Source organism: Pantoea sp. JZ2, assembly GCF_035191405.1.
Lineage (GTDB): Bacteria > Pseudomonadota > Gammaproteobacteria > Enterobacterales > Enterobacteriaceae > Pantoea > Pantoea stewartii.
Window position 1 is genome coordinate 2,947,841 of record NZ_CP045247.1, and the last position, 26,200, is coordinate 2,974,040.

Genomic DNA, 26,200 nt, shown 5'->3' on the forward strand with positions numbered 1-26,200 from the left:
TGTGTCAGGAGCGGACGTTGCACACTTCTGCTTATGTAGCCAAAATCGGTATGTTTTTAATCTTTATAGTATTTAAATCAATAGGTAAGATAAATGAAGATTGATTGGAGTTTCATTTAGTTACATAGACTCAACGTTCAAGTGGTAATGGACTCAGAAATTATCACTGCCAGAGTTCATGTTAAAATTCAGGAAAGGGAATATCAGATGCCATCTGTATACACGCTCAATGAGATGTTTGGGTTGCTTGTATTTTCAGGAAAATATCCATTTCTTCACAATGATCTGGACTGCATGATCATTGCATGGGCTGAAGATCAAATTATCGAAGGAAATGATTCAGAGACTCTTTTAATCCTCGCTTCACTGGGGCTTGATAATCAATCTGTACGGGCCGAGGTTGAATTATATATGTCACGGTACATGGCAGAGCAGCAGATAAGCCTGCCACCGCTAAAAACAGCAGCATTGGTCTGGATCAAGCTATTTATGAGTCAACTTTCCCAATCCGCGTCCATCCATGATGCAGAGCAGAAAATGTATTTTCTGGTGTGTCATTGGCTTGAACCTAACGTAAAGATTTTCACTGCAGTGGTCGATACCTTGAAATCGCTTTACTGGCATCTCTTTGATGAATGGGAGGGGCCTGGCACAAGCGAAGCCGCAAGGATGGAGGAGTCAGAATTCTTTGAGTTGATTAATCGCGCAATGTTGCCCTATTCACGTAAAATTGAAAACCCAGATTGGTTGGATCTGCTTCTTCGGTAATTTTTTTCAGTATCCTCAAAGGTGTGACCTTAACCCAGTTAATTGAAACATCGTAATGTTAGTAATGCCTTAACCCGTAGTGAGAACGATTGAGAACTTCCGCTTCTCGCTCAAAGCAGACGTTCATTTTTTAACAGCCATCACGTATCTTCTCATTCCTGATCTGCCTGCTACCCAAACCCAACACCTCTGCCCCTCACCTGCCAGCGCACTAACCCGCCGGCATCGCCCATTCCCCCCGATCACGTAACGGCTTTATCTATTACTTTTCGTAAAGCGGATCACAAATCAGCGCGCCAGATGACTCACTGCACAATTTCATATTGAATATCAATTTTCCAGGTGCCAGGATTAACCGGCATCACGCTTGTTACCGATTATCGGGCAAAACCTGAATGCAGGCTGAGGGATAATCCCTTCAACGCTGTATTTATGTTTTGCCCGATTGTGTTTCAGGAGTGAGCGATGCTGGTCAGACAAATACTGAATAATAATGTGGTCAGTGCCGTAGATGATAACGGCCTTGAAGTGATTTTAACCGGTCGGGGGCTGGGATTTAATACACGCAACGGGGCCCGTATTCATCTGCACGAAGCAGAAAAGATATTTCGGCTGCAAGATTCAGGCATCTCTGCACGCTTTAAAGATCTGGTCAGTGAAGTTCCCATCGATATTCTCCAGTTGACCGCCGATATCGTCAGCCTGGCGCATGAAACGCTGAAGCATAAACTAAGCGAAGGGCTGTATGTCACGCTGGCCGATCACCTCTACTTTGCGCTGGAGCGGCATAAAAATAACGCGCAGCTCGCCAACCCACTGGAATGGGAAGTCCGTCATTTTTACACCGCAGAATATGCGATTGGCCGCCAGGCACTGGGCATGGTAGTGGCCCGCACCGGCACCGTGCTACCAGACAGCGAAGCCTGCAGTATTGCGCTGCATATCGTGAATGCCGGGCTCAATGATAACTTAGGCAAAACCACAAAAATCACCCAACTCCTCTGTCAGTTACAACAAATCGTAAAATACTTTTTTACGCTGACCCGCGATGAACACAGTCTGAATTACCAGCGCTTCATTACCCATTTAAAATTCTTTGCGCAGCGGGTCATTGATGGCGAAGTATTAAATAACGACGACGAGGAATTATTCACGCTGGCACAACAGCGATATGCCCGAACGTTTGAGTGCGTAGAAGCCATCAGCACCTTCGTAAAAAAACATTATCACCACAGTATGAGTCACTCAGAAAAACTCTATCTAACGGTACACATTGAAAACATCGTGCAGCGCAGTGCGCATGATGTTGACACCCCATAATGCATTACTGAATTGCTTTACCGGCTTGTGACTGTTTAATCAGGCAAACCCCAGAAAATATGCCACCCGGTTTATGCCGGTCATTGTGGATGACGTCATATCGACTTCAGTCTGGAGGGATTTATGAATTATCAGGACACCGCACAGCAAATTATTCCCCTGATAGGCGGAAAAGATAACGTACAGTCTTTATTTCACTGCATTACCCGCCTGCGTTTTTTACTAAGAGATAACAGTAAAGCCGACCGTCACGCGCTTGAAGCACTGGATGGCGTGATCGGGGTTAATATTTCTGGCGACCAGTTTCAACTCATCATCGGTAATGATGTCAAACCACTGTGCGATGCGCTGCTCAGTCAGCTTCCGCTTCAGGAAGCTTCTGTCCGCCCTGCTTCGCGCTGTAACCCTGTTTCCGCAGTGCTTGAAGGGTTGTCCGGCATCTTCTCACCGATTATTCCGGCCATAGCGGGTGCAGGGATTCTCAAGGGCATTCTGGCGCTAATGGTGGCGTTTCACTGGCTGGAGACACAAAACCAGAGCTACCAGATCCTGCTGGCGATCAGTGATGGCGTGTTCTATTTTTTGCCGCTGGCGCTGGCGTTCAGTGCGGCAAAACGCTTTGGTGCCAATTCTTATGTCGCTGTTGCGCTGGCGGCATCACTCTTTCACCCTGCCCTGCAAACCCTCTTTACCGCAGGTGAGCCGATACGTTTTCTGGGTTTACCCGTTCCCACGGTGAACTATGCTTCGACAGTCATTCCGGTCCTGCTATCAATCTGGCTGTTGAGTTACGTGGAGCGCCTGATTGACCGCGTTATCCCTGCCGCCCTCAAAACCATGTTTGTTCCGCTTTTAAGCCTGCTTATCGTCACGCCGGTGACGCTGATCGCTATCGGGCCATTAGGGATTTTTGCCGGTAACGCGCTGACCGGGGGCATTATCTGGCTGGTCGAAAACATGGGCATTATCGCGGGCGTGGTGGTCGGCGGGACGTTGTCGCTGATTATTATTACCGGCATGCACTATGTGCTGGTGCCGGTCATGATCCATAACATCAGCCATCTGGGATTCGACCCGTTTAAAATTCTTTTCTATGTGGCCAACCTTGGTCAGGCCGGTGCGGCGTTTGGCGTCTTTCTGCGGGCCCGGGATAAAAAGCTTAAATCGTTGGCGCTTACCACCAGCTTCAGTGCTGCCATGGGCATCACCGAGCCTGCGATGTACGGCATCAACATTCGCTACAAACGTCCCTTTGCCGCCGCTCTGCTTGGCGGTGCCTGTGGTGGCGCGTTTGCGATGGCGATGGGCGTAAAAACCTATGCGTTTGCACTCAGCGGCCTGCCCGGCATTCCCGCCCTGGTTGGTCCCACCTTCTTATCAGCACTGCTGAGTCTGGTCATTGCCTTTTCCAGTGCGGCCCTGCTGACCGTCATACTGGGTTTTGAGGATGCGACCCGGAAGAACGTGGACAACACAGCCTCCTCACACTGTCATCATACGCAGGACCACGTAAGGCTTTTTGCGCCGGTCAGCGGTGAGATCACTCCGTTAAGCGCCTTAGCCGATCCGGTTTTTGCCGATGAAATTTTTGGCAAAGGGCTGGCGATTTACCCGACCGGCGGCAAGTTGCGCTCCCCCATTGATGGCCGCGTCGAGTCGCTCTTTGAAACCCACCACGCGCTGGGGCTGAAAAGTGACACTGGCGCGGAAATCCTGATCCACATTGGCATCGATACCGTGAAACTCGGCGGCCGCCATTTCACCAGCCATATTCAGCCGGGCCAGTTTATCCGCACCGGCGATCTGCTGATCACATTCGATCTGAACGCGCTTGAGGCCGAAGGCATCGATCCGAGCGTGATTGTAATCGTGACCAACTGCGAACGCTATGGCGAGGTTCGCCCGGTAAAAGCCGGGGGACATATCGCCTGCCGTGACGCTTTTCTGACACTCACCGCTGCGGCGGTTTAAGGAGCAAAGCATGACGTATTCACCCTCTTTTCCCGAAGGTTTTCTGTGGGGCGGTGCCACGGCCGCGAATCAGCTTGAGGGCGCCAGGCATGTCGGCGGTAAAGGACTGTCCGTATCGGATGTGTACACCTTTGACGCATCCACACCACAAGACCAGTGGCTGGATCAGTGGTTAAGCATGACCCATGCGCAGGTAGCGGAAGCACAGAATTCGGAGAGCAAAAAATATTATCCCAAACGTAAAGGCAACGGGTTTTACACCCACTTTAAAGAGGATATCGCGCTGTTCGCCGGGATGGGATTCAGGTGCTTCAGGATGTCGATTGCCTGGACGCGCATCTTTCCACGCGGCGATGAAGCAGAACCCAACGAGGCGGGCCTGCAGTTTTATGATGCAGTGCTGGATGCCCTGCTCGCTCACGGGATCGAACCGATTGTGTCATTGTCACATTACGAAATGCCGCTTGCGCTGGTGACGGATTACGGCGGCTGGCCCAATCGCCAGTTGGTAGATTTCTATGTGCGTTTTGCCACCACAGTTTTCATGCGCTATCGCAAAAAAGTGAAATACTGGATGACGTTCAACGAGATCAACTGTGTTAAGCATCACCCTTACGTGAGCATTGGCGTAATTGAAGAAGGTCACCCGCATATTGAACAGGATAAATACCAGGGTGCCCATCATCAGTTTGTCGCCAGCGCGCTGGCGACAAAGGCTTGCCACGCCATTATTCCCGGTGCGCAGGTGGGCTGTATGATCAGCTATCAAATCCTGTATCCGCACACCTGCCATCCGGATGATGTGCAGGCGTGCGAAGAGATGCAGCGCGTGTCGTTGTTTTTTAGCGATGTGCAGGCACGCGGCTACTATCCGGCTTATGCAGAAAGAATGCTGGCGGAAAAAGGCGTACAGCTGATTAAAGCCGTGGGCGACGATGAAATCCTGCGGCAACATCCGGTGGACTTTGTTTCCTTTAGCTATTACATGTCCAGCACGGTCAGCGCCCATCCTGAAAAACTCACCGGCGCGCAGGGCAACCTGATCACCGGCGGCATCAGAAATCCGCACCTGGAAACCAGTGAATGGGGCTGGCAAATCGATCCCAAAGGCCTGCGCCTGGCACTGAATCAGCTGTATGATCGCTATCAAAAGCCGCTCTTTATTGCCGAAAACGGCCTGGGCGCAGTCGATACCGTCAAGGCCGATGGCAGTATTGATGACGATTACCGCATTGACTACCTGCGCCAGCACGTCGCGCAAATGAAAGAGGCCATTGCGGATGGCGTTCCCCTGTTTGGCTACACCTGGTGGGGACCGATTGACGTGGTGAGCGCAGGTACGGCGCAGATGTCTAAACGTTATGGGTTTATCTACGTGGATCAGGACGATATGGGCAATGGCACGCAGAAACGTACCTTAAAAAAGAGCTATCACTGGTATAAAAAACTGATAGCCTCTAATGGCGAAGACACGGGTCATTAAGCCGGTTGAACGCCATTGCTGTGACCTGCTGGCAGTCGCTGTCAGCAGGTCATTTTGATCTCAGCCGCTGCCATGCATATCTGGCAGAAACACGTTGCTGTCACATCAACCTGAAGAGAGGGTTAAGTTGAACACGCTGCATCTCGTCGATCCCGAGCTACGTCCCCTGCTCGCTAACAGCGCGCCACTGGAACTCACGCCTGACGCAATCATTACGCTACGCCAGCAGCGCCAGGATGCTGCGCTTAAGCAGGTCCAGTCTTACCGCGACCAGGGGCTGAACATTGATGAACACCTGATTGCGTTTCCCGGCCATCCGTCGGTCAGAGTCTGTGTGATCACGCCCGTTGCGGCCGCCGGTAAACGCATGGGCATATTACATCTTCATGGCGGCGGTCATCTGTTTGGCAGCCCGGAGCAGTCTCTGTCGCTGACCAGCGCGACGGCACGGCGACATAACTGTGTGGTTGTCTCGGTGGACTATCGGCTGTCACCGGAAACCGTATTTCCGGGATCGCTGGAAGACAGCTATCAGGTGCTGAACTGGATGGTGAATGAAGCCGCGATGCTGGGCATTGATCCGGCACGTATCGGTGTTATGGGCGACAGCGCCGGTGCCGGGCTGGCGGCCTCACTGGCGCTGTTCACCCGCGATCGGAATGGCCCCACGCTGGCCTTTCAGAATCTGATGTTCCCGATGCTGGATGACCGCACGGTCACCGAAACCCACCCCAATCCCGTGACCGGCGAGTTTGTCTGGACGCGGGAATACAACCGCATCGGCTGGTCAGCGCTGCTGGGCGAAGCGCCCGGTGGCGAAGCCGTTTCGCCTTATGCGGCCCCCGCTCGCGCCACAGACCTGCGCGGGCTTCCCCCGGCCTGGATTGGCGTGGGCACGCTGGACCTGTTTCTGGATGAGAACCTCGACTATGCACAGCGGTTAATCCGCGCCGGGGTTGCCGTGGAGTTGCACGTCTGGCCGGGCGCATTTCATGGTTTCCACGGCAGTGAGACGGCGGCAGTATCGTTGCAGGCCCGGGAACTGCGCCAAATCTGGCTGTCGCGCTTTGCGCCCTGATACTCAGCCAGGCCAGGGTTAACGTCCATCCAGGGCTCACGGAGTGAAGTGATGCAAATGCTGCACATTGTGCCTCGCCTGATGACAGCGGTGCGGGCGGGCAACAAACGCCATACGATACGCTGGCAGGAACAGGCCATTACGCCCGGTCCGCTGCGTTATATCAACCACGAAGATCCTGCTGACAGCGTCATAGTGACTGTTGAACGGGTTGTCATGATGCCGCTGTCATCCGTCGCGCAGCATCTGGGCAAAGATGAGGAATGGCCCGATGCGGAACTGCTGGCAGGCATGCAGGAGCACTATCCCGCGATTCAGCTCGATTCACAGGTGGCAGTGCTACATCACTCCGCCCCCTGTGAGACGGAGACAGGACGCTATCAGAAACTGCTTGCCGCGTTGACGGCGCTGGAATGCAGTCTGCATCAGGAAAAACGTTACGATGCAGCCTGGCTGGCGCAGCGACTGCACCCTGAATTTCAGGAAATTACCCGCTCGGGCGTGCGGGTGAATCGCGCGCAGACGATTGCGGCCTTACAAGCTGAAGCGCATGCGCCGGCAATCGTCAGCCGCGATTTTCAGCTGATACAGACAGGAACACATCACGCCCTGTTGCTTTACCGTACCGCAAGACCCGATGGCCGACATGCCGCATGGCGGTCGTCCCATTGGGTGTACCACGCAACGCAAGGCTGGCAGATGATTTTTCATCAGGCCAGCCCCGCAGCAGAACCGGATTTTTAGTGCGGATACCGGCGCATCCTGAAGACGGATGCGCCCGCCTGGCTATTTCACTACCGGGTTTTTCTGCAACGACAGCGCATCCATAAACGCATCGTCCAGTTGCAGATGTTGTTTCACCAGGTCGCGCGGCGTACCGGCCAGCCATTGATTCAGTGAAATGTCAGCGTAATAATCGCTTTTGAACAGCTCCAGGAACCGCAGCGGCCCCTTGCCGGTGTTTTCCACATAGTGCCCCATGGCGAACGGCACATAGCCGACATCTCCGGCCCGGTAATCAAAGGTTCTGGCCTGGCCGGATGAACCAAACACGCCCATGCGTCCTTCGCCTTCCAGATAGTATTGCCACTCATCGTTGTTTGGATGCCAGTGCAGCTCACGCAAGCCACCGGGTTCGATCTCGACCAGTGCCGCCGCAATGGTTTTGGAGACCTTAAAGGTGGAAGAGTCGGTGATGCGGACCGTGCCGCCTGGCGCTTTGATCGGGTCCTGCGCCAGCATACGGTGAGTAAAGGTGCGCTTGGCTTTGGTTGCCCCTTGTACCTGCACCGATGACAGGCTGCCGGGCACCGGTGCGGCAAAGATATATTCGTCCTGCGGCGACGGTAATTTCGCAAAGGTTGAGACAGGGACCTTAAAGTTTTTCGCCAGGATCTCGGGCGGAATATGTTTAAACCAGTCGGACAGCAGGAAGGTGCTGTCTTCATCGAATCCACCGTTGTCAAAGGCCAGCAGGAACTCACAGCCGTCCGGCCCCAGGCCCTGAATAGAGTGCGGAATGCCCGGCGGGAAATACCACAAATCACCCACGCCAATATCGTCCACGAACCAGGTGCCGTCGGTATCAAACGCCGTGACTCGGGCGTTGCCATAGGTCATGTAGGCCCATTCGCCCTCTTTATGCCAGTGCAGCTCACGAATGCCCCCTGCATTGAGGCGCATATCCACGCCCGCAATCGTGGTGGAGACGCCGAGCTCACGTTGAGTGACCTGGCGGGTCCATCCACCGCTGCTTTTACGTACGTGCGCGTCACTGAAGGAAAAGCGCAGATTCGGTAACGTGCCGCTGTCCGTCGCCGGTGGATTCACGATATCCGGGTTTTCGGCTTCGCGGATCGGATCGTGCGGGCCGGGATCGCGGCCCCCGCCGGAAAAAGACTGGATGCTGTCATGCGCGTGCACCTGTCCGGCCGCCAGCGCGACGGTGCCGCCCGCCGCAAAAGCCATAAAACTTCTTCGGGTAAATTTACTCATAAATACACTACCTCGTTCCTTGCTGATAAAGTCGCCGACATGCACTGTCCTAAGGAATGTATAGCGGGGAAAGTTAAATTTTATTTATGTGATATGTAAATTTTGATGACAACCACAAGACAGGTATGGCGCAGAAGTTATCAACGCGTGCGAACTCTTTGCCGCTGGTTTAGGAATGGTTAAGTTTTCTTATTGATACTGCCCCAGAACTGGCACGAAAAGATAATTTTCGCGTCCGGCCTTCGTATCGTTTTTGGTCACACTTTGTTACAGGTGCAGGCCAGTGAGTGCACCGGCGCAGGCGGGTGACTGAGCAGGCATAAGGTGAATTGACTGCATAACGGGCGATCAGGTTATCCGGCCAGCATGACGGTGGTGTCCTGACCGCCTGAACAGGGCGCAAATAAGTCGGAGCAGTGCGGCGTCTGGCTGACATAACCTGCGTGACCCGACATGAACGTCCTGTCAGAACACGCCGTCCCGACGCGGTCTGGCGGCCTGTTGGGGTGCGCGTGCGGAGAAAGGCGCATCAGGTTGTTGCGCACAAGACGGGTAAGCGCTGTGCCGTTCAGGCAGGTTAACGATGATGATGCTCTCTTCCGGTCCGTCGAGCACCTCATCCATCAGGTTCAGATAGTCGTAAGCATTTTGCATAAATCGTCTCTGTTCAGTTATCCATAGTGAAGCAGGTAATCCAGTCAACACAGGCACGAAATGATCACTGCGAAGGATCGATAATAGCCGCTAATCACCCTGTCACAAGCAGATTACGCTTATATGACAACCATCAGAGGAAAATGCGGCGTGCACAGGGCACGCCGCACCAGGTCAGAAGAAGCCAAGTGGCTGAATGCTGTAACTCACCAGCAGGTTTTTAGTCTGCTGATAGTGATCAAGCATCATCTTGTGGGTTTCACGACCAATGCCCGATTTCTTGTACCCGCCAAAGGCGGCATGGGCAGGATAGAGATGGTAACAGTTAGTCCAGACGCGACCGGCTTTGATCGCACGGCCCACCCGATAGGCGCGGTTGATATCCCGCGTCCAGACGCCCGCGCCCAGCCCATAGATGGAATCATTGGCGATGGCGATAGCTTCTGCCTCGTCTTTAAAGGTAGTGATGCCGACAACCGGCCCAAAGATCTCCTCCTGGAAGACGCGCATGCTGTTGTTGCCTTTCAGCAGCGTCGGCTGGATGTAGTAGCCGCTGGCAAGTGCATCGTCGAGCTTTTCAACGCCGCCGCCGGTGAGGATTTCGGCCCCTTCCTGACGGGCAATCTCCAGATACGAGAGTATTTTGTCGAACTGCTGCTGTGACGCCTGAGCACCGACCATGGTCTCCGTATCCAGCGGATCGCCGCGTCTGATGGTTTTGATACGTTTAAGCACCGCCGCCATAAAGGGCTCATAGATGGATTCCTGCACCAGCGCGCGCGACGGGCAGGTACAGACTTCGCCCTGATTCAGGAAGCCCAGTACTACGCCCTCTGCCGCTTTTTCAATGAAGCTCTCTTCGGCCTGCATAATGTCTTCGAAGAAGATGTTAGGTGATTTACCGCCCAGCTCAACGGTGGACGGGATCAGGCTTTTCGCCGCCAGCTCCAGAATGTGTCCGCCCGTCGCCGTCGATCCGGTAAAGGCCACCTTGGCAATACCGGGATGCGAGGCCAGCGCCTCACCGGCTTCTTTTCCGTAGCCGTGAACCACGTTCACCACACCGGGCGGCAGCAGATCTTGAATCAGTTCAACAAACAGCGTGATCGACAGCGGCGTTTGTTCTGCCGGTTTAAGCACCACGCAGTTGCCCGCACCCAGTGCCGGTGCCAGCTTCCAGGCCGCCATCAGCAGCGGGAAGTTCCACGGAATAATTTGCGCCACCACGCCCAGTGGCTCGTGGAAGTGATAGGCGGCGGTAAACTCGTCGATTTCAGCTGCGCTGCCCTCCTGCGCCCTGACGCAACCGGCGAAATAACGGAAATGATCCACCGCCAGCGGCATATCCGCAGCCAACGTTTCCCGCACCGGCTTACCGTTATCCCATGTTTCATTGACCGCCATGTATTCCAGATTTTCTTCCAGGCGGTCAGCAATTTTTAACAGTACCAGCGCACGTTGCTGAGGTGAGGTTTTGCCCCATACGTCAGCGGCTGCGGCGGCGGCCGCCACGGCCTTATCGACATCGGCCTTGTCCGATCGGGGAAACTCGCCCGCGGCTGAGCCGTTAACGGGGGACGTATTGGTAAAATAGTTACCGTTTACCGGGGCGACGAACTCGCCGTTGATGAAATTGCCGTAGTGCTTCTGCAAAGTGATGAGAGAACCCTGTTCTCCTGGAGCGGCATAACGCATGCTGGATCTCCTTACGCTGTGTGATGTGAAACAACTATGAAACTTGTTGTTAACATATTCGATCAGCGCCAGCCTGACAGGTTTGTTGTCCCTAAACTGTGACCGCGGCGAAGGAAATACCCGCCAGAGCCACTACAGATAATTCCGACTTTTTACCGCTTCGCCTGTTAACTGGAAACTTTCGGCGCGAATGAGGTCAATATGAGGATATGTTCACTCTGGAGGTAGGTCAGCATGTTGGCTTCGGCTTTCACGTTAATGCGCGCAAAAGCAGATTTCGTCCACCAGTTCATCCGCAATCCGCGCAAGATGGGCAGCATCACGCCGTCTTCCGAAGCGCTGTGTCGCACCATGGTGGAAGCGGTCGACTGGCGTCATCAATTCCGGATCGCTGAGTTAGGCGCAGGCGATGGTGTGCTGACGCGTCGCCTGCTGGCAAAGATGGCACCTGAGGCCACACTGGACGTATTTGAAATCAGCAGCGCGCTGGCACAAAAGCTTAACGCGCTGGATGATGAACGCATGACGGTACGCACCTGTTCGGCGGAGTACCTGAACGGCAGCTATGACGCTATTTTTTCTGGCCTTCCGCTTCTGTCGCTGTCGCCGGAACTGCGCGAGGCGATTTTGCAGGCGGTTTTCCACGCGCTGGGCCCAAACGGCGTCTTTGTACAGTTTCAGTACACATCCCTGACCCAGCCCGATTTGTCCCGTTACTTTACCTGGGAACGTCAGCGGGTTTTAAAAAACGTGCCGCCCGCCTGGGTTTACCGCTGCACCCGGCACTATGCGCCCTGAGCGCTGTCGACCGCCGGGCGCGTTTGCAGCCAGAAATGGGTTAAAATGCTGCGTGCCCAGTCCGCCCCCTGCAGTTCGGCGCCATCGCTGTCTACATCGTCGGGCAGACAGGCATCCATAATCTGGCGATCAAATTCGGGATGGAACTGCATGGACAGCGCATTCGGCGAATAGCGCAATACCTGGCAGGGATCTTTTTCTGACTGTGCCAGAATCGTCGACTGCGGCGGCGGTATCACCACCGACTGACGATGAGAAAGCCAGGCCTCGAAGTGATCCGGCAGGGTCGCAAGCAGGGGATCGTGCTTCGCCGCGGTCGTCGTGTTCAGCGCCAGTAATCCCCGTTCCCAGCCATGAGGGTTGTCCGCGACTTTACCTCCCAGCGCATACGCCATGAGCTGATGGCCGTAGCACACGCCCAGTAGTGGCAACTGCGCGTCCATCCCCGCGCGAACCCAGGCAGCGGTGCGTTCGCTCCACTCCTCATGGTCAGTCACCATTGCCCACGAACCGCTTAATACCGCGCCGGAGATTTCAGTAAACTGTGGCAACGGCTCACCCAGATGCGGACGGACGATAAGGTAATCTTCAGGCTGTAAATTCAGAGCATCAATAAACCAGACCGGCTGTTCACCGATTTTTTCGACCACACTGGCAGGAGGAACATCTAACTGAATCAGGGCAAGCGGCAAGGCAGGTGCATAAGTCATACCGAATCGGATCCTCACAGGCGTTAACGTTTCGGAAAATCAGTCTGACAGCAACTGTTGTAAAAGTCTTATGAATTTTTAGAGTTAACTAAATAAAAAAAACGTTAATCATTGTCTTAACCGCGCGGGTTCATGCCATGATTATCGGGTAACGTGTTTTTTCAAAGGATGACATTGTGGCAGTGCGGCATTTCTTTACGGTTCTGATGGTCGTGTCCATCTGGGCCTTTAATAACGTGGCGGTGAAATGGGGCTTAGTGGATTTACCGCCCCTGTTCCTGACCTGGATGCGGTTTTTCGTCGTGGCGATTGTCCTGGTACCGTTTTGCCGGATTAACCGTCAACAGTTTCCCTGGCTGTTACTGCTGGCCTTTACGTTTGGCTTTATGCACTTCTCGCTGCTGTTTCTCGGCATGCGTTATACCGATGCCGGAACAGGAGCGATTGTGGTGCAACTGGGCACGCCGATTGCGATGCTGCTGGCGATGGTATTCCTGAAAGAGAAGCTGCGGCTTATCCAGCTTATCGGCATTATCATTTCACTGAGCGGTGTAGTGGTGCTGTCCGGCAGCCCGACGATCCCCGCCTGGTGGGTGCTCTGTATCCTGCTGTGCAGCGCCACGGGCTGGGCGGTGAGCAATCTGATTGTGAAAAAATCGCCCCCGATTAAGCCGCTGACCATGACGGGCTGGATCGCGTTTCTGGCGTTGCCCATTGTCGGCGCGGCCAGCTATATGTCCGAATCACATCAGCTTTATGCCCTGCAACATGCGGGCTGGCGCGGCTGGTTTGCCATTCTCTACAGTGCGATTGCCTCTTCGGTAGTCGCCTATACCTTGTGGTATTCACTGCTGAAGAAATACAACGTTAACCTGATTATGCCCTACTCCCTGCTGACACCGGTGCTGGCAGTGATCATGGGCATTGTGGTGCTGGGCGACAGCCTGAACAGTTTCAAAATTATTGGTGCCTCGCTGGTGATCCTCGGCACTACCATTGCGGTAATCAACCTGCGTAATCTGCGCATGCACGCCCGGTTTCCGCGCTTACGACGTCGTTAAAGGCACATGCTATGCTTCAGGAATCGTCCGCTTCAGGAGCCTGTAGCATGAATCATCTGGCCAACGCACTCTGGCAGCAGATGTGGCAGGGATTGCATGGCAACCCTGCGCCACACGCGCTGCCCGTTTTCACCGATCACGCGGCCTTTTCCTCCGCCTATGCCGTCAGTGAACTGGCGGCCACCAGTCTGGGATTAGCGACGCAGGGCATCGCTGAATTACTCAATCGTCCTGTCCGTGCACAGATCAATGTCCGCCTTGCCTCACGCTGGTTCCAGCACAGTTTTATGCCGCTTAACCGCCCTGCACCCGCACTGTGGGATGCCTTCGCGGGCGATTACGCCTGCCGCAACGGCTGGATCCGTCTGCATACCAATGCGCCCCACCATCGCCTGGCGATGGAGAGCGTGCTGGGTCAGCATCCGGATCGGGATGCGCTGGCGCGGGAAGTGGCGCAGTGGCAGGCCTCCGAGCTGGAGCAGGCCGTGATTGACGCTGGCGGTTGCGCTGCCGAAATGCGCAGTGCTGAAGCCTGGCGACAGCATCCGCAGGGACTGGCCGTCATACATGAACCGTTGTTTGCCCGGCAGACCATGACCGAAGGCCCTGCGGTCGACTGGGCGTTGCCCGACGCGCGTCCGTTACTGGGCATCAGGGTACTGGATCTGACGCGCATCATCGCGGGCCCGGTGGCCACGCGCTTTCTCGCCAGCCTGGGGGCAAATGTGTTGCGTATCGATCCACCCGGCAGGCAGGAGCCGGGCGCGGATGAGGAGCTTGCCTGCGGCAAGCGCCGCGCCGTGCTGGACCTGAAACAGCCCGCTGACCGTGCGCAGTTTATCTGGTTGCTGAAACAGGCTGATGTGCTTGTGCACGGTTACCGTGCCGATGCGCTGGAAAAGCTGGGATTTGATGCGGAATCGCTGCAAAGCCTGTGTCCCGGCCTGGTGGACGTGGGCCTGAATGCCTGGGGCTGGCAGGGCCCCTGGCGCAACCGGCGCGGTTTCGACAGTCTGGTGCAGATGGGTTGCGGTATTGCCGAACAGGGCATGCGCTGGAGGCAACATACTGCACCGGTGCCTCTGCCGGTTCAGGCGCTGGATCATGCCACGGGTTACCTGATAGCGGCGGCCGTGCTGGCCGGTCTGCTTCAGCGCCTTCATGAAGGCAGCGGAAGCCAGACGCGCCTGTCGCTGGCGCGCACCGCCTGGCTGCTGGAGCAGCACCGTTACGCCAGCGACATGGCCCATTCGGGGATCATCCCGCAGCACAGCGACAATCAGCCCAGCCTGGAACTTACACCGTGGGGAATCGGCGTGCGTCTGCACTCCGCCGCATGGCTGCCCGGCACCGCCCTGAAGTGTGCCACGCCCGGCTGCCCACCCGGCAGCCATCCGGCGACGTGGTAAATCAGGCTTCGTCGCCCTGCTCGCTGGCGCTTTCCACCAGCTCATCGTACATGGCCTGAATCGCTTCACGGCTCAACTCGGCCAGGGTGCGGTAAAAGGCGGTAGTGGCATGCGCCTCGACTTTGCCCTGGAATGCGCCGCACCACGGCATCAGAAACGTATCAAACAGCGCCAGTTGAGCGGCGCTTTCGTCTGCCGCAGACTGATCTTCCAGCCATGACGCCGCCAGCAACAGCGCGCCAAAATGGTCCGTCGGTGCTTCACCCAGCGGCATACCGCGCGAGGTTAAAAAGGCGCGGATCTCGGACTCCGGCTTTCCTTCCGGCCAGTGTGAGGCAAAGGGCGAAACGTTACATGATTCGCCAACAAACAGCGCCTCATAGTCGGCAGTCAGTGCCTGCGGATCGCTGCTCTGCTGCAACCGTTTCAACAGCGCATCCTGCTCCAGCGGCCACTGCGCCGCCAGTTTGCCTTCGCGAATCAGCGTAAACAGCGGTGCCAGCAGGGGATCCTGCGGATGGCGGTTAAACAGCGAGCCGATAATGCGGCACAGAATGGAAAACTCATTCATGAGTCAGAATTCCTTGAAGGAGAAAAATTAAAAGTCCGCCAGCTCGGGGATCGTCTTGCCCGTGCGCAGTGCCAGAAAATCGAGCAGGCGACGCGGCGTGACATTTAACACGCGATCCTCCGGAAAATCCACTTCTCTGGCGATACGCAGGCAGTGCTCAAAATTGCCCAGTATAAATGCCGTATGGGAATCAGAGCCGACGGCTTCGGCAATCGCCCGGCACGCTGCCATAATGGATACTTTATTGATATCGCATTGCGTTTAACAACGTAGTGCTGGCCACTGCCGTTTCTTACAGCGCAATGTTAATGGTAACTTGATACAACGATAAGTCTGAAAGCAGCCTTCAACAGCAAAAGCCCTCTCTTTTTTCACTCCTTATGCTCTCCTCTCGCTTTTCCAAGGTAATAAGCAGCAATAAAGCCTGCCAGAACTGAGCCTGCAAAGCCGCACAGTTTTAACGTCAGACTTTCAAAAAGGTACAGTGAAGTGAGGGCCAAAAAACTCATGATCACGGTTATCGTACCTTCAATAAGATGTACAGAGAGTTTTCCTGCCCAATTCACACATTTCATTATTTATCCTATAGCGTGTTTGCCAGTATTCACTCATTGAACCCATACAGGGCTTTAGCAGGTTATGAATTCATATCAATTAATATGTTGTGCTGAAGTGTTTTTACATTATACGGAGGGTTGAGGCGACTTCTTTGATAAGGGCCATACTGACAGCGAAACTGATGCCATCATACAACGATGCGTTGTATACGTAACACATCTGAGCATTCTTCGTGATTGCTAGTGTCAGAGACGCAACAAATTTGCTATTCCCCTCCCGCCTGAAAACTTGCACAAGCTAACTGATTGCGGAGATGTTCTTTAACCTGCTCATCAGGTTTATTGCCTAACCCATAAAAGCCAAAGTAAGCAGGTAAGATTTACCGGAATGTTGGTGTATTCCTAAACCAACATTCCTTGATGAGGACGAACTAAAAGTCCGCCAGCTCGGGGATCGTCTTGCCCGTGCGCAGTGCCAGAAAATCGAGCAGGCGACGCGGCGTGACATTTAACACGCGATCCTCCGGAAAATCCACTTCTCTGGCGATACGCAGGCAGTGCTCAAAATTGCCCAGGGTAAATGCCGTATGGGAATCAGAGCCGAAGGCCAGGCGTCCACCCGCCTTGCCGACGGCTTCGGCAATCGCCCGGCAGTTCGGTTCGCTGCCCGGACGCGAATGGGTAAAGGAGGAATTGTTCAGCTCCAGCGCCACATCGTAGTGTGCGGCCGCTTCGGTAATCGCCGGGATATCAACGGGATATTTCGGGTTGCCGGGATGGCTGATGATGTGCACTAACCCTCCCGCCATGGCGGCAATCATCGCCTCGGTATTCTGAGTAAGGTCGCGCGGTGCATAGACGGGTTCGTGGAAGCCCGCCACAATCAGATCCAGCGATTCCAGCATCGGGCCGGAACAGTCAATTTCGCCCTGCTGGTTTTTGATGTTGGCCTCGATGCCGCGCAGGATCGCCACACCGTCAATGATGCGGGGCCAGATGCGCATATTCACAAAGTGCCAGTAGTGCGGTGCATCGGCCATATCCGGGCCGTGATCGGTGATGGCAAACAGTTTCAGTCCGTTCAGTTTAGCCTGCGCGACGTAATCATGTAGCGTACTGTAGGCGTGGGTGCTGGCAACTGTGTGCATGTGAAGATCGACGGGATACATTGTCTGCTCCTGTAGGGGCCGGTTACGGCCCGAATCGTTAATAGCCACGTTGGCGATCGACGTAGCCCTGTGGGTTTTCACCTGCTTCAAGTTGAGTAATCGCGCGGGCAATGTAGTCCATCGCTTCCTCTTTCAGGGTGACCGCCGCATTATGCGGAGTAATTGTGACGCGCGGATGGAACCACAACGGATGATCGGCAGGCAGTGGCTCGACCTGGAAAACATCCAGTGCGGCGCCCTTTATTTGCCCGCTATCCAGGGCGGTGAGCAAATCGGCTTCCACAACCTGATCCCCACGAGCGAGGTTAAGGAAAAACGCGCCCTGCGGCAACTGGGCTAACAGTTTCTGATCAATCAGATTGCGCGTTTCTGCGGTGCTGGGCAGCAGATTGATCAGTACCTGAGTGTCACGCAGGAAATCGTCCAGCGCGTCGCGCCCGGCGAAGCTGGTCACACCGGCAATCTGCTTGGCTGAACGGCTCCAGACGCGCACCGGGAATCCCCAGGCCGCCAGGCTTTTCGCCACCTGTTGCCCCAGCACGCCCGCGCCTAAAATCCCGATATGAAACTGGTCACGCGAATACGACGGCAGCGGTTGCCACTGGGCCGACTGCTGCTGCTGTTGGTAATCATCAAAGCGCCGAAACCAGCCCAGCACCCGACAGACCGCGTACTCCTGCATCTGTTGCGCCATGCCTGTGTCTTCCAGACGATAAAGGGGAACACTGTCTGCCAGCATGTCCGGGTTTTGCTGCAGCTGACGCAAAATTTCGTCTACGCCCGCCCCCAGCGCAAATACCCCTTTCAGGTCATTGCGGCCCCGCAGCATGGCCGGTGGCGGCGAACGGACCAGCGCATAATCTGCCGGGGACGTATCGTCGGTCGTCCAGTGACGGACACGTGCATGAGGTAAGCGCTGCTGTAATCCGCTGATCCAGTCGTCAGCAGGTTGCGATGGATGAAACCAGATGATGTCCATAGTGATCCTCTTTTTTTCTCAGCCTCGGGGAAAAGTGGTCTCAGGGCAAGCGGAGCCTGAAAAAAAAGCACAAAATTTCGCAGGCTATGATCATCAATAAGTTACGCGGCTTCACATTTCCGCCGGACGAAAGGGTGAAAATTGCGGTTAAGGTCTAAAGTTGGAGAGTGGTCAATGCGTGACACATGATCACATTTCGGACAAGGAGAAACACCGATGAGAAACACTGAGGTAACAACGACTAAACGGTCTCAACGTCATGCGCCCGTTTTGCTTGGCGTGTTGTTAAGTGCGACCGTTTTCAGCACCTGGGCAGCCGAGGATTCCCGATTACTGACCAGTCAACCCCAGCCGCCCGATGTCCGTTTAGGACCGTTGTTCAATGCCGTACAACAGGCAAAATTTTACCCTGACCAAAAGACGTTTGCAGATGCCGTGCCTAAATATGATCCGTCCTCCATTCTGGCCGACTGGCAGATGCAGAAGAATCAGCGCGGTTTTGATTTAAAGCGCTTCGTCGCCGCGAATTTCACCCTGCCCACCGACAGTGACAAATATGTGCCGCCTGCGGGCCAGAACCTTCGTGACCATATTAACGGCCTGTGGCCGGTGTTAACGCGGACGACAAGTAACACAGGAAAATATGACTCGTTGCTGCCGTTGCCCAAACCCTATGTGGTGCCAGGCGGGCGTTTCCGTGAGGTTTACTACTGGGACAGCTACTTTACCATGCTCGGCCTGGCGGAAAGCGGCCACTGGGATAAAGTGCAGGATATGGTGGACAACTTCGCCTCGCTGCTGGATCGCTATGGCCACATTCCCAACGGCAACCGCACTTACTATCTGAGTCGCTCACAGCCGCCATTCTTTAGCCTGATGGTAGATCTGCTGGCGACGCATGAAGGCGATAACGTCTATGTGCGTTATTTGCCGCAGTTACAAAAAGAGTACGATTACTGGATGGCGGACAGCGACAGCGTCGCCGCAGGTAATGCCAGCAAGCGGGTGGTCAAACTGGCCGACGGGACAGTGCTGAACCGCTACTGGGACGCACGCGACGTGCCGCGTACCGAATCATGGATGGACGACATTGCAACGGCAAACAAAGCGCCACAGCGCAACAAAGCAGAGATATATCGCGATCTGCGCGCCGGTGCGGCATCGGGCTGGGATTTCAGCTCACGCTGGTTTACCGATGCGCATAACCTTTCGACCATCCGCACCACGCAACTGGCCCCGGTCGATCTCAACAGCCTGATGTTCCATCTGGAAAAAACGCTCTCGACGGCGTATCGCCTGAATAAACAGGATGCGCAGGCTAAAGCCTTTGCCGATCGGGCTGAAAAACGTCAGGCGGCGATTAACCGCTATCTGTGGGACAGCAAACAGGGCTGGTACGCCGACTACGACTGGAAAACGCGTAAGATTCATCCGCAGCTAACGGCTGCTACGCTGTTTCCGCTCTATATGCAGATTGCCAGTGACAAACAGGCTGACAGCACCGCCAGCGCGGTGGAAAAACAGCTGCTGAAACCGGGCGGTCTGGTGACCACCACAGTGAACAACGGCCAGCAATGGGACGCTCCCAACGGCTGGGCACCGCTGCAGTGGGTGGCCGTTGAAGGGCTGGAGCACTATAAAAAGCCGCAACTGGCGCAGCAGGTGGGCCTGCGTTTCCTGCGTAACGTTCAGCTGACGTACGATAAAGAGCATAAGCTGGTCGAAAAATACGTGGTCGAAGGCAACAATCTTGGCGGCGGCGGCGGTGGTGAATATCCGCTTCAGGACGGTTTTGGCTGGACGAACGGGGTCACGTTAAAATTGCTGGATAAATATTGTCCGAAAGATAAAACCTGTAACAGCGCCCACGATATTCCCGAGGCGCAAAGCAGCGCGAAATAAAGCGAACAGGCGAGAGATCGCGTTAACATAAAAAAGGCCCGCTGCGAGGCGGGCCTTTTTTGGTTATCTGCGTACGTTAACTGCGTACTTTGCGGTAGATAAACAGCACAACCAGCGCGCCGATGACCGCGACGACAAAGCTACCGAAGTTGAACCCGTCCACACGGCCAAAGCCGAAGAAGGTACTGATCCACCCACCGACAACGGCACCCACGATACCCAGAATAATAGTAATGATGAATCCACCACCATCTTTGCCTGGCATGATCCACTTCGCCAGGATACCAGCGATTAAACCAAAGATGATCCATGAAATAATACCCATCTGTTACTCCTTCCTTTTGGTTAGTCAATGGCGATCGCCTGATTAATCAAGCGGTTCACGCGCTTAGTATAGTCGAAATTTTAAAAATGCTGCGCGTGAAGGTTATGATAGTGGTTATTGTGTTAAAGCTTTATTATTGTCAGCCGATAACGAACGGGTAGTAACAGGATAAATATAAATGATAAAGCGTTGCTCATCGGGGGCCAGCAAGTGAAAGAAGCCGATAAAGAACATTATCTCAAACGTGGCACGCTGGCGGTTCTGGGCGTCATGAAAGACCTGCTTCAGGCGCAAACACCTTTGCTGGTGAATTTCTCACGTGGGCAGTTTATCAGCCGTATGCTGGCGGCGGATGAAAACCGCATTGTTTTTGATCTGGGCAGTAATAATCTGGATAACGACTACGCACTGCAGTGCAACGATATTACCGTGTTTGCCGAAACCCAGGGCGCGAAGGTTGAATTTGCATTACCCGGGCTGGAGAAAACGGAATTCGACGGCCTGCCTGCATTTCAGGCAACGTTACCGGAGGTGCTGTGGCAAATTCAGCGGCGTGAATTCTTCCGCATCAGCGCACCGATGGACCCGCAGTTCTGGTGTCACTGCACATGGCCTGACGGCTCGGCTGCCCGACTGCGATTACAGGATTTATCGTTAGGCGGTATCGGCGTGCTGGTGGACGACGCGATGCCGGACGGCCTGAAAAGCGGCGACGATTTTAAAAATCTGCAGGTGGAACTGGGTGAATACGGCCAGTTCAACGTCAATGCGACGTTAATGCATATTGGTGAACGCAGCATGATTACCAGTAAAAATGAAACCAAAGTTACGCCGCGGCTGAGCTTCCGTTTTACGGCACTCGAACCCCATCAGGAACGGCAGTTGCAGCAGGTGATTTTTAGCCTGGAGCGGCTGGCGCGCGACAAAGCGCAACGCTTCCAGTAACCTCCGCTCTTTTCCCGCGCCGCACATCTGCGGCGCATCCAGGCTATGCTTTCCTTGCTTTCTCGTTTAACCGGAACCAGCAAGGAGACACTCCCCAATGGAAAACTGGCTCAGTTTGCGTCATTTTCAGTCCATTCTTTTTAATCAAACGCTGTGGATCAACAGCGCCATCGTCATCGTTGCCACCCTCGTTATTTACTGGTTGCTGCGCAGCCTGATCAGTTTCGTGTCCAACCGCATTGCGCACTTCAGCGAAGACCGCCACGTCCGATTTACCGGCATCCTGGTGGAAATACTGCGCAGCACCAGCCACCTGCTGCTGCTGATTTTTTCGCTGCTGATTGCCCTGCGTTTCATCGATTTGCCCGACTCGTGGCGCTCGACGGTTTCTCACAGCTGGTTTCTGGCGCTGATTGTGCAACTGGCGTTGTGGATCGACTGCGGCATTCGCCTGTGGTTAAAAAGCCTGCTGCGCGATCCGCTTCACGTGCGCAATCCGGTGACCACCGTCATTCTGGGGATTCTGTTGCGGGTCGTGGTGTGGGTCATGATGCTGCTGGCGATTCTGTCGAATATGGGCATCGACATCACGGCGCTGGTAGCCAGCCTGGGCGTGGGCGGTATTGCCATCGCCCTGGCGATTCAGACCGTCCTGAGTGATGTGTTTGCTTCCCTGGCGATTGGCTTTGATAAGCCTTTTGAGCACGGCGATTTTATCGTGTTTGGCGATATTGCCGGCACTATTGAGCATATAGGCCTGAAAACCACGCGGCTGCGTAGCCTGAGCGGTGAGCAGATCGTCTGTTCCAATACCATTTTGTTGCAGCAGACGATTCATAACTACAAGCGGATGCAGCAACGTCGTCTGGTGTTTACATTCGGTATCAGCTACGCCACGCCGTCTGAGCAGGTGCGCGAAATCAGCGAACTGGTGAAAACCATCATTCAGGGTATTGAAATGACGCGCTTTGACCGCGCCCATTTTCTGGCCTTCGATGACTCGAAGCTGACCTTTGAAGTGGTCTACTTTGTGCTGAGCGCCGACTACAACGTCTACATGGATATTCAGCAGGAGATTAACCTGCAACTGATGGCGGCGCTGGAAGAACGCAATATTCGCTTTGCCTTTCCGATCCGTCAGGTCGAATTCAGCGGCGGAAGTTTACCGCCGGTCGATCTTAAACCGGTGCCGGACGATGAAGAGACTGTCCCGCAACGCGTCAGTCGTTAACCTCGCTGTACTGAGGGCTGGCTGTTACAGTCTGGCCCTCATTTTCCGTTCATTGTGGCTGATAGCGACAGCGGGTCACCGCGTTTTTCCAGCCCTGATAGTTATCCTGCATGTGCTGCGCCAGATGGGTGCGCGGCATGATGATCGGCCCGCCCTGCAAGGCCAGCATATCGTCGCCCTGCTGCCACCATCCCAGCCCTTTTCCTGCCAGCAGTGCCGCCCCCAGCGCAGAGGCTTCGGCGGTCGGCGCGCAGTGCAGCGGACGTTGCAATACGTCGGCCTGAAACTGCATTAGCCAGGGGTTTTGCGTGGCGCTGCCGTCAACGCACAAGGCCGGAAGCGCTGTGCCGCAGGCCTCTTCCATGGCAAAAAACACGTCAGCAATCTGCCAGCAGATGGATTCCAGCGCCACCCGCGCCAGTACGGCGGGCGTGGCCGCATCGGTCAGGCCGCAGATCAGGCCTCTGGCCTTGAGATCCCACCACGGCGCCCCCAGCCCCGACAGCGCCGGAACAAAATAGCAGCCCTGATTATCATCACAGCCTTCAGCCAGTGCCGTAAGTTGCCGGGGATCGTGAATGCCCAGCATCGTCCCCAGCCAGGCGGCCCCGGACCCGGTGTGCGTGATATTACCTTCAAAGGCAAAGCGCGCCTGGCCGTCGTGCCAGGCAACGGTGGTGCTGAGCCCGTTATCGGTCAGCAGCGGCGTGGCCATCGACATCATCAGCGATGATCCAGTGCCGTAAGTGGCTTTGACCACTTCCGCCGTGCCGCGTCGCTGAGCATAAAGCGCGGCATGAGAATCGCCGATGCGCGCCAGAATCGGTGTGCCGGGTGCGAGTCCCGGTATATCGCTCACGCGTATCATGCCTGCCACGCTCGCCGACGCGGTAATCTGTGGCAGCGCCGCACGCGGCAGGCTGAACAATGACAGCAGTTCATCGTCCCAGTCATTGCGGTGCAGGCTGTAAAGCTGCGTGCGCGCGGCATTGGCATGATCGGTCACAAATGTCGTGCCCGCCGTCAGTTGCCAGGTCAGCCAGCTGTCCACGGTGCCGATGCACAGTTCCCCCGCCGCTGCACGGGCGAAACCGTCCGGTATGGCTGCCAGCATACCGGTCAGTTTGGCGGCCGGGAACATCGGATCGACCGCCAGGCCTGTCAGAGCGCTGATGCGCGCGGCGCTGCCCGACTGCTGTAAATCCCGGCAAAACGATTCTGACCGACGATCCTGCCAGCTCACCAGCGGCGTTAACGGCACGCCATCACGGCGCTGCCAGATCAGTACGGATTCGCGCTGGTTACTGATAGCCACCCCTGCCACGCTTGCTCCGTCGCACTGCGCCAGGCAGTCGGTGATGGCCTGCCTGACGGCTGACCATATCGCCTGGGGATCCTGTTCTGCCAGGCCGGGTTGCGGATGTTGTAACGTTAAACCCTGACTGCCGCGCGCCACCATGCGTCCCTTTCGATCGACAGCGACCGCTTTGGCATTGGTGGTGCCTTCATCAATGGCCAGAATCACCGACTCCCGCATCGTCAGCCTCCTGCACAGAGGCGTAACGCCTGCGCGGCGATGCTGCTGGCATCAATGCCATGGTGCGCGCGCGTGGCGGCCCGATCGCCGGCTATAGCATATTCGCCGTTGGCAATCCCCAGCCGCAGAAGCTTAACCGGCAAGCCGTATTCCGCCAGCACCTCCGCCACCAGGCTGCCTACGCCGCCATTAATGTTATGCTCTTCCACCGTAATCACGGCGCGGAAGTGGCTGAGCAGATTGTGCAGCTGCTGCGTATTACAGGGGCGAATGGACGGAACCGAAATCACGGCGGCAGAAACGCCCTGCTTTTCCAGTTGCTCTGCGGCGGTCACGGCTTCATGTACCGTCGAGCCCATGGCAACAAGCGCAATATCGTGGCCTTCTCGCAGCCGGTCAATCTGACCGGGCCGGAAGCGGTAATTTTCGTCGTGCAACGACGGCAGCGCTTTGCCGTCCAGCCGGATATAAACCGGCCCCCTGTGGTCAAGCGCATAATCGATAATTTGGCGGCACTCGACTGGACAGGCGGGCGCATAAATTTCGATATTGCCGAATCCACGCATGACGGCGATGTCATCGATGCTGTGATGGGTGCTGGCAAGCGGACCATAGCTGGCTCCGGCATTCAGTCCAAACAGCTTTACGTTAGTATTGTTGTAGCAGACATCGATTTTGATCTGCTCATTGGCGCGCGAAATCAGAAAGGGCGCGGCGTTACAGGTCACAGCGATTTTGCCGCCCAGCGCCAGGCCAGCGGCTGTGCTGACCAGCGCCTGTTCTGCAATACCGACGTTAACCAGACGACCGGGAAAGGCGTCAATAAAGGGCGCAATCTTCGCGGTGGAGGTCGAATCCGCCACGACCGGCACCACATCGATGCCGCGATGTACGGCATCTGTTAACGCGTCGACCATGACGTTGGCCAGGTGTTGTGCATTACTCATCGTTTAATTCCTCCAGTGCCCGCGCAATCTCGTCCCCTTTCGGCACCCGATGGTGCCATTCGGCTTGTCCCTGAATAAACGAGATGCCAAAGCCCTTTTCGGTGTGCGCGATAATGACCTGTGGCTTACCGTTCACAGGCAGGTTTTCCAGCGTATTCACCACTGCGGCCATGTCATTGCCGTTGCATTCCCTGACCTCCAGACCAAAGGCGCGCCATTTTTCTGCCAGTGGATCGGTATTGAGAATGTCACGCGTTGCACCCGCCAGTTGCAGCTTGTTCTTGTCGTTTATGATGATGAGGTTATCCAGGCCATAGTGCGCGGCTACCAGCGCGGCTTCCCAGTTGCTGCCTTCTGCCAGCTCACCGTCGCCGGTCACCACAAACACACGGCGCGGGCTGTGGCTCTTTTTCGCCGCCAGCGCAATGCCCACCGCCACGGGCAATCCGTGACCCAGCGCACCGGTGTTGAGTTCAACGCCCGGAGTTTTCTGCCGTACCGGATGGCCCGGCAACGCAGAATCGGCATGTTGATAAGTAGGCAGCCAGTCCAGCGGGAAATAGCCGGCTTCCGCCAGCACGCAATAGTATCCTCCCACAGCATGACCTTTTGACTGGATATAGATATCACGTTGATCGTCTTCCGTTCGATCCGGTGCACAATTCAGAATGCGAAAATAGAGCGCGGTCAGAATCTCAACCTGTGACAGATCGGCACCGGTATGCCCGCCTGCCGGACTGCCCGCGTTAAGCTGGATGATGCGGCGGCGTACGGCCCGGGCCTTTTTTTCGAGCGCATCCACAGAAAGCGTAAATGGATTCATATTTCACCTTTGAATTTTAAGTCGAACTTGAATATATATTCAGAGAGAGTACAACTCTCCCTTCTTTCGCCGTGATGACAGCAATAACCTACCCTTTCATCGCCTGCTATTACGCGCAGAAACACAACAGCCTTAACAGTTATGAATATATATTCAATAATGATTTTATATTCACAAGTACTATGCGCCCGACGAACGACGGCGTCTATGCACGAAGTGATAAAAAGCGAAAACGATCACAAATTGCCCTGGATTGTGCTTTTCACGTCAGT

Annotated in this window: 24 protein-coding genes and 1 pseudogene; 12 read left to right on the forward strand and 13 right to left on the reverse strand. The window is 55.2% G+C overall.

What is annotated here, in order from left to right; genetic code table 11:
* The first annotated feature begins 207 nt into the window (after window positions 1–207).
* The 6 genes from GC087_RS14080 to GC087_RS14105 all read left to right on the forward strand — a co-directional run bounded on the left by GC087_RS14080 (window position 208) and on the right by GC087_RS14105 (window position 7,364).
* Complete coding sequence (locus GC087_RS14080) at window positions 208–768, forward strand: hypothetical protein (RefSeq protein ID WP_324030634.1); 561 nt, start codon at window positions 208–210, stop codon at window positions 766–768.
* Between the two features lie 465 nt (window positions 769–1,233).
* The gene (licT, locus tag GC087_RS14085) at window positions 1,234–2,088 is read left to right on the forward strand and encodes a BglG family transcription antiterminator LicT (protein WP_039340960.1); all 855 of its coding nucleotides are present in this window, start codon (window positions 1,234–1,236) and stop codon (window positions 2,086–2,088) included.
* A 123-nt stretch (window positions 2,089–2,211) separates the two neighbouring features.
* Window positions 2,212–4,059: a beta-glucoside-specific PTS transporter subunit IIABC gene (locus GC087_RS14090; RefSeq protein WP_324028554.1), complete on the forward strand. Its 1,848-nt coding sequence runs from the start codon at window positions 2,212–2,214 to the stop codon at window positions 4,057–4,059.
* 10 nt (window positions 4,060–4,069) lie between these two features.
* Complete coding sequence (locus GC087_RS14095; protein WP_324028555.1) at window positions 4,070–5,542, forward strand: glycoside hydrolase family 1 protein; 1,473 nt, start codon at window positions 4,070–4,072, stop codon at window positions 5,540–5,542.
* A 127-nt stretch (window positions 5,543–5,669) separates the two neighbouring features.
* On the forward strand, window positions 5,670–6,620 hold the full coding sequence (locus tag GC087_RS14100) for an alpha/beta hydrolase (protein WP_058701358.1): 951 nt from the start codon (window positions 5,670–5,672) through the stop codon (window positions 6,618–6,620).
* A 51-nt stretch (window positions 6,621–6,671) separates the two neighbouring features.
* Window positions 6,672–7,364: a DUF4440 domain-containing protein gene (locus tag GC087_RS14105; RefSeq protein WP_324028556.1), complete on the forward strand. Its 693-nt coding sequence runs from the start codon at window positions 6,672–6,674 to the stop codon at window positions 7,362–7,364.
* 42 nt (window positions 7,365–7,406) lie between these two features.
* Here the strand turns inward: GC087_RS14105 and GC087_RS14110 are convergent, their stop codons facing one another.
* From GC087_RS14110 to GC087_RS14120, 3 genes are all read right to left on the reverse strand, one after another.
* Window positions 7,407–8,615, reverse strand: coding sequence for a cupin domain-containing protein (locus GC087_RS14110; protein WP_324028557.1), 1,209 nt, complete (start codon window positions 8,613–8,615; stop codon window positions 7,407–7,409).
* Window positions 8,616–9,080: 465 nt separating this feature from the next.
* On the reverse strand, window positions 9,081–9,269 hold the full coding sequence (locus tag GC087_RS14115) for a hypothetical protein (protein WP_039340978.1): 189 nt from the start codon (window positions 9,267–9,269) through the stop codon (window positions 9,081–9,083).
* 174 nt (window positions 9,270–9,443) lie between these two features.
* The gene (locus tag GC087_RS14120) at window positions 9,444–10,964 is read right to left on the reverse strand and encodes an acetaldehyde dehydrogenase ExaC (protein ID WP_324028558.1); all 1,521 of its coding nucleotides are present in this window, start codon (window positions 10,962–10,964) and stop codon (window positions 9,444–9,446) included.
* A 234-nt stretch (window positions 10,965–11,198) separates the two neighbouring features.
* Between GC087_RS14120 and GC087_RS14125 the strand changes: the two genes are divergently transcribed.
* On the forward strand, window positions 11,199–11,762 hold the full coding sequence (locus tag GC087_RS14125; RefSeq protein WP_039340985.1) for a class I SAM-dependent methyltransferase: 564 nt from the start codon (window positions 11,199–11,201) through the stop codon (window positions 11,760–11,762).
* Here the strand turns inward: GC087_RS14125 and GC087_RS14130 are convergent.
* Window positions 11,750–12,472, reverse strand: a complete 723-nt coding sequence (locus GC087_RS14130) for a glutamine amidotransferase (protein ID WP_058701362.1) — start codon at window positions 12,470–12,472, stop codon at window positions 11,750–11,752. The genes GC087_RS14125 and GC087_RS14130 overlap by 13 nt on opposite strands.
* Window positions 12,473–12,648: 176 nt before the next feature.
* Here GC087_RS14130 and GC087_RS14135 point away from each other — a divergent pair, with 176 nt between their 5' ends.
* Together GC087_RS14135 and GC087_RS14140 are read left to right on the forward strand one after the other, a co-directional pair.
* A complete protein-coding gene (locus GC087_RS14135; protein ID WP_324028559.1) occupies window positions 12,649–13,533 on the forward strand; it encodes a DMT family transporter in 885 nt (294 codons plus the stop codon).
* Between the two features lie 47 nt (window positions 13,534–13,580).
* Window positions 13,581–14,942, forward strand: coding sequence for a CoA transferase (locus GC087_RS14140; RefSeq protein WP_324028560.1), 1,362 nt, complete (start codon window positions 13,581–13,583; stop codon window positions 14,940–14,942).
* Window position 14,943: 1 nt separating this feature from the next.
* Here the strand turns inward: GC087_RS14140 and GC087_RS14145 are convergent, their stop codons facing one another.
* From GC087_RS14145 to ghrA, 5 genes and pseudogenes are all read right to left on the reverse strand, one after another.
* Window positions 14,944–15,513, reverse strand: a complete 570-nt coding sequence (locus GC087_RS14145; RefSeq protein ID WP_324028561.1) for a TorD/DmsD family molecular chaperone — start codon at window positions 15,511–15,513, stop codon at window positions 14,944–14,946.
* A 27-nt stretch (window positions 15,514–15,540) separates the two neighbouring features.
* Window positions 15,541–15,735: pseudogene (locus GC087_RS14150) on the reverse strand (histidinol-phosphatase); the annotation flags it as partial.
* A gap of 149 nt (window positions 15,736–15,884) precedes the next feature.
* Window positions 15,885–16,088, reverse strand: a complete 204-nt coding sequence (locus GC087_RS14155; RefSeq protein WP_152998346.1) for a hypothetical protein — start codon at window positions 16,086–16,088, stop codon at window positions 15,885–15,887.
* Window positions 16,089–16,501: 413 nt separating this feature from the next.
* On the reverse strand, window positions 16,502–17,239 hold the full coding sequence (locus GC087_RS14160) for a phosphatase (RefSeq protein WP_006119703.1): 738 nt from the start codon (window positions 17,237–17,239) through the stop codon (window positions 16,502–16,504).
* Window positions 17,240–17,276: 37 nt separating this feature from the next.
* Entirely contained in the window at window positions 17,277–18,218 is a 942-nt protein-coding gene (gene ghrA / locus GC087_RS14165; RefSeq protein WP_324028562.1) for a glyoxylate/hydroxypyruvate reductase GhrA, read from the reverse strand.
* 216 nt (window positions 18,219–18,434) lie between these two features.
* Between ghrA and treA the strand changes: the two genes are divergently transcribed.
* A complete protein-coding gene (gene treA, locus GC087_RS14170; RefSeq protein WP_324028563.1) occupies window positions 18,435–20,120 on the forward strand; it encodes an alpha,alpha-trehalase TreA in 1,686 nt (561 codons plus the stop codon).
* Between the two features lie 76 nt (window positions 20,121–20,196).
* Here the strand turns inward: treA and GC087_RS14175 are convergent, their stop codons facing one another.
* On the reverse strand, window positions 20,197–20,445 hold the full coding sequence (locus tag GC087_RS14175) for a GlsB/YeaQ/YmgE family stress response membrane protein (RefSeq protein WP_033737514.1): 249 nt from the start codon (window positions 20,443–20,445) through the stop codon (window positions 20,197–20,199).
* A 210-nt stretch (window positions 20,446–20,655) separates the two neighbouring features.
* Between GC087_RS14175 and GC087_RS14180 the strand changes: the two genes are divergently transcribed.
* Together GC087_RS14180 and GC087_RS14185 are read left to right on the forward strand one after the other, a co-directional pair.
* The gene (locus tag GC087_RS14180; protein ID WP_006119706.1) at window positions 20,656–21,390 is read left to right on the forward strand and encodes a flagellar brake protein; all 735 of its coding nucleotides are present in this window, start codon (window positions 20,656–20,658) and stop codon (window positions 21,388–21,390) included.
* Between the two features lie 97 nt (window positions 21,391–21,487).
* Complete coding sequence (locus GC087_RS14185; protein ID WP_033737515.1) at window positions 21,488–22,621, forward strand: mechanosensitive ion channel family protein; 1,134 nt, start codon at window positions 21,488–21,490, stop codon at window positions 22,619–22,621.
* A 49-nt stretch (window positions 22,622–22,670) separates the two neighbouring features.
* Here the strand turns inward: GC087_RS14185 and GC087_RS14190 are convergent, their stop codons facing one another.
* The 3 genes from GC087_RS14190 to GC087_RS14200 are packed head-to-tail and all read right to left on the reverse strand — an operon-like array spanning window position 22,671 to window position 25,928.
* Window positions 22,671–24,158, reverse strand: coding sequence for an FGGY family carbohydrate kinase (locus GC087_RS14190; RefSeq protein WP_283787185.1), 1,488 nt, complete (start codon window positions 24,156–24,158; stop codon window positions 22,671–22,673).
* 2 nt (window positions 24,159–24,160) lie between these two features.
* Window positions 24,161–25,105 carry a transketolase family protein gene (locus GC087_RS14195; protein ID WP_006119709.1) on the reverse strand — a complete coding sequence of 315 codons (945 nt, stop codon included), beginning with the start codon at window positions 25,103–25,105 and terminating at the stop codon, window positions 24,161–24,163.
* Window positions 25,098–25,928 carry a transketolase gene (locus GC087_RS14200; RefSeq protein ID WP_006119710.1) on the reverse strand — a complete coding sequence of 277 codons (831 nt, stop codon included), beginning with the start codon at window positions 25,926–25,928 and terminating at the stop codon, window positions 25,098–25,100. Before GC087_RS14200 ends, GC087_RS14195 begins: the two co-directional genes overlap by 8 nt.
* Between the last annotated feature and the right edge of the window lie 272 nt (window positions 25,929–26,200).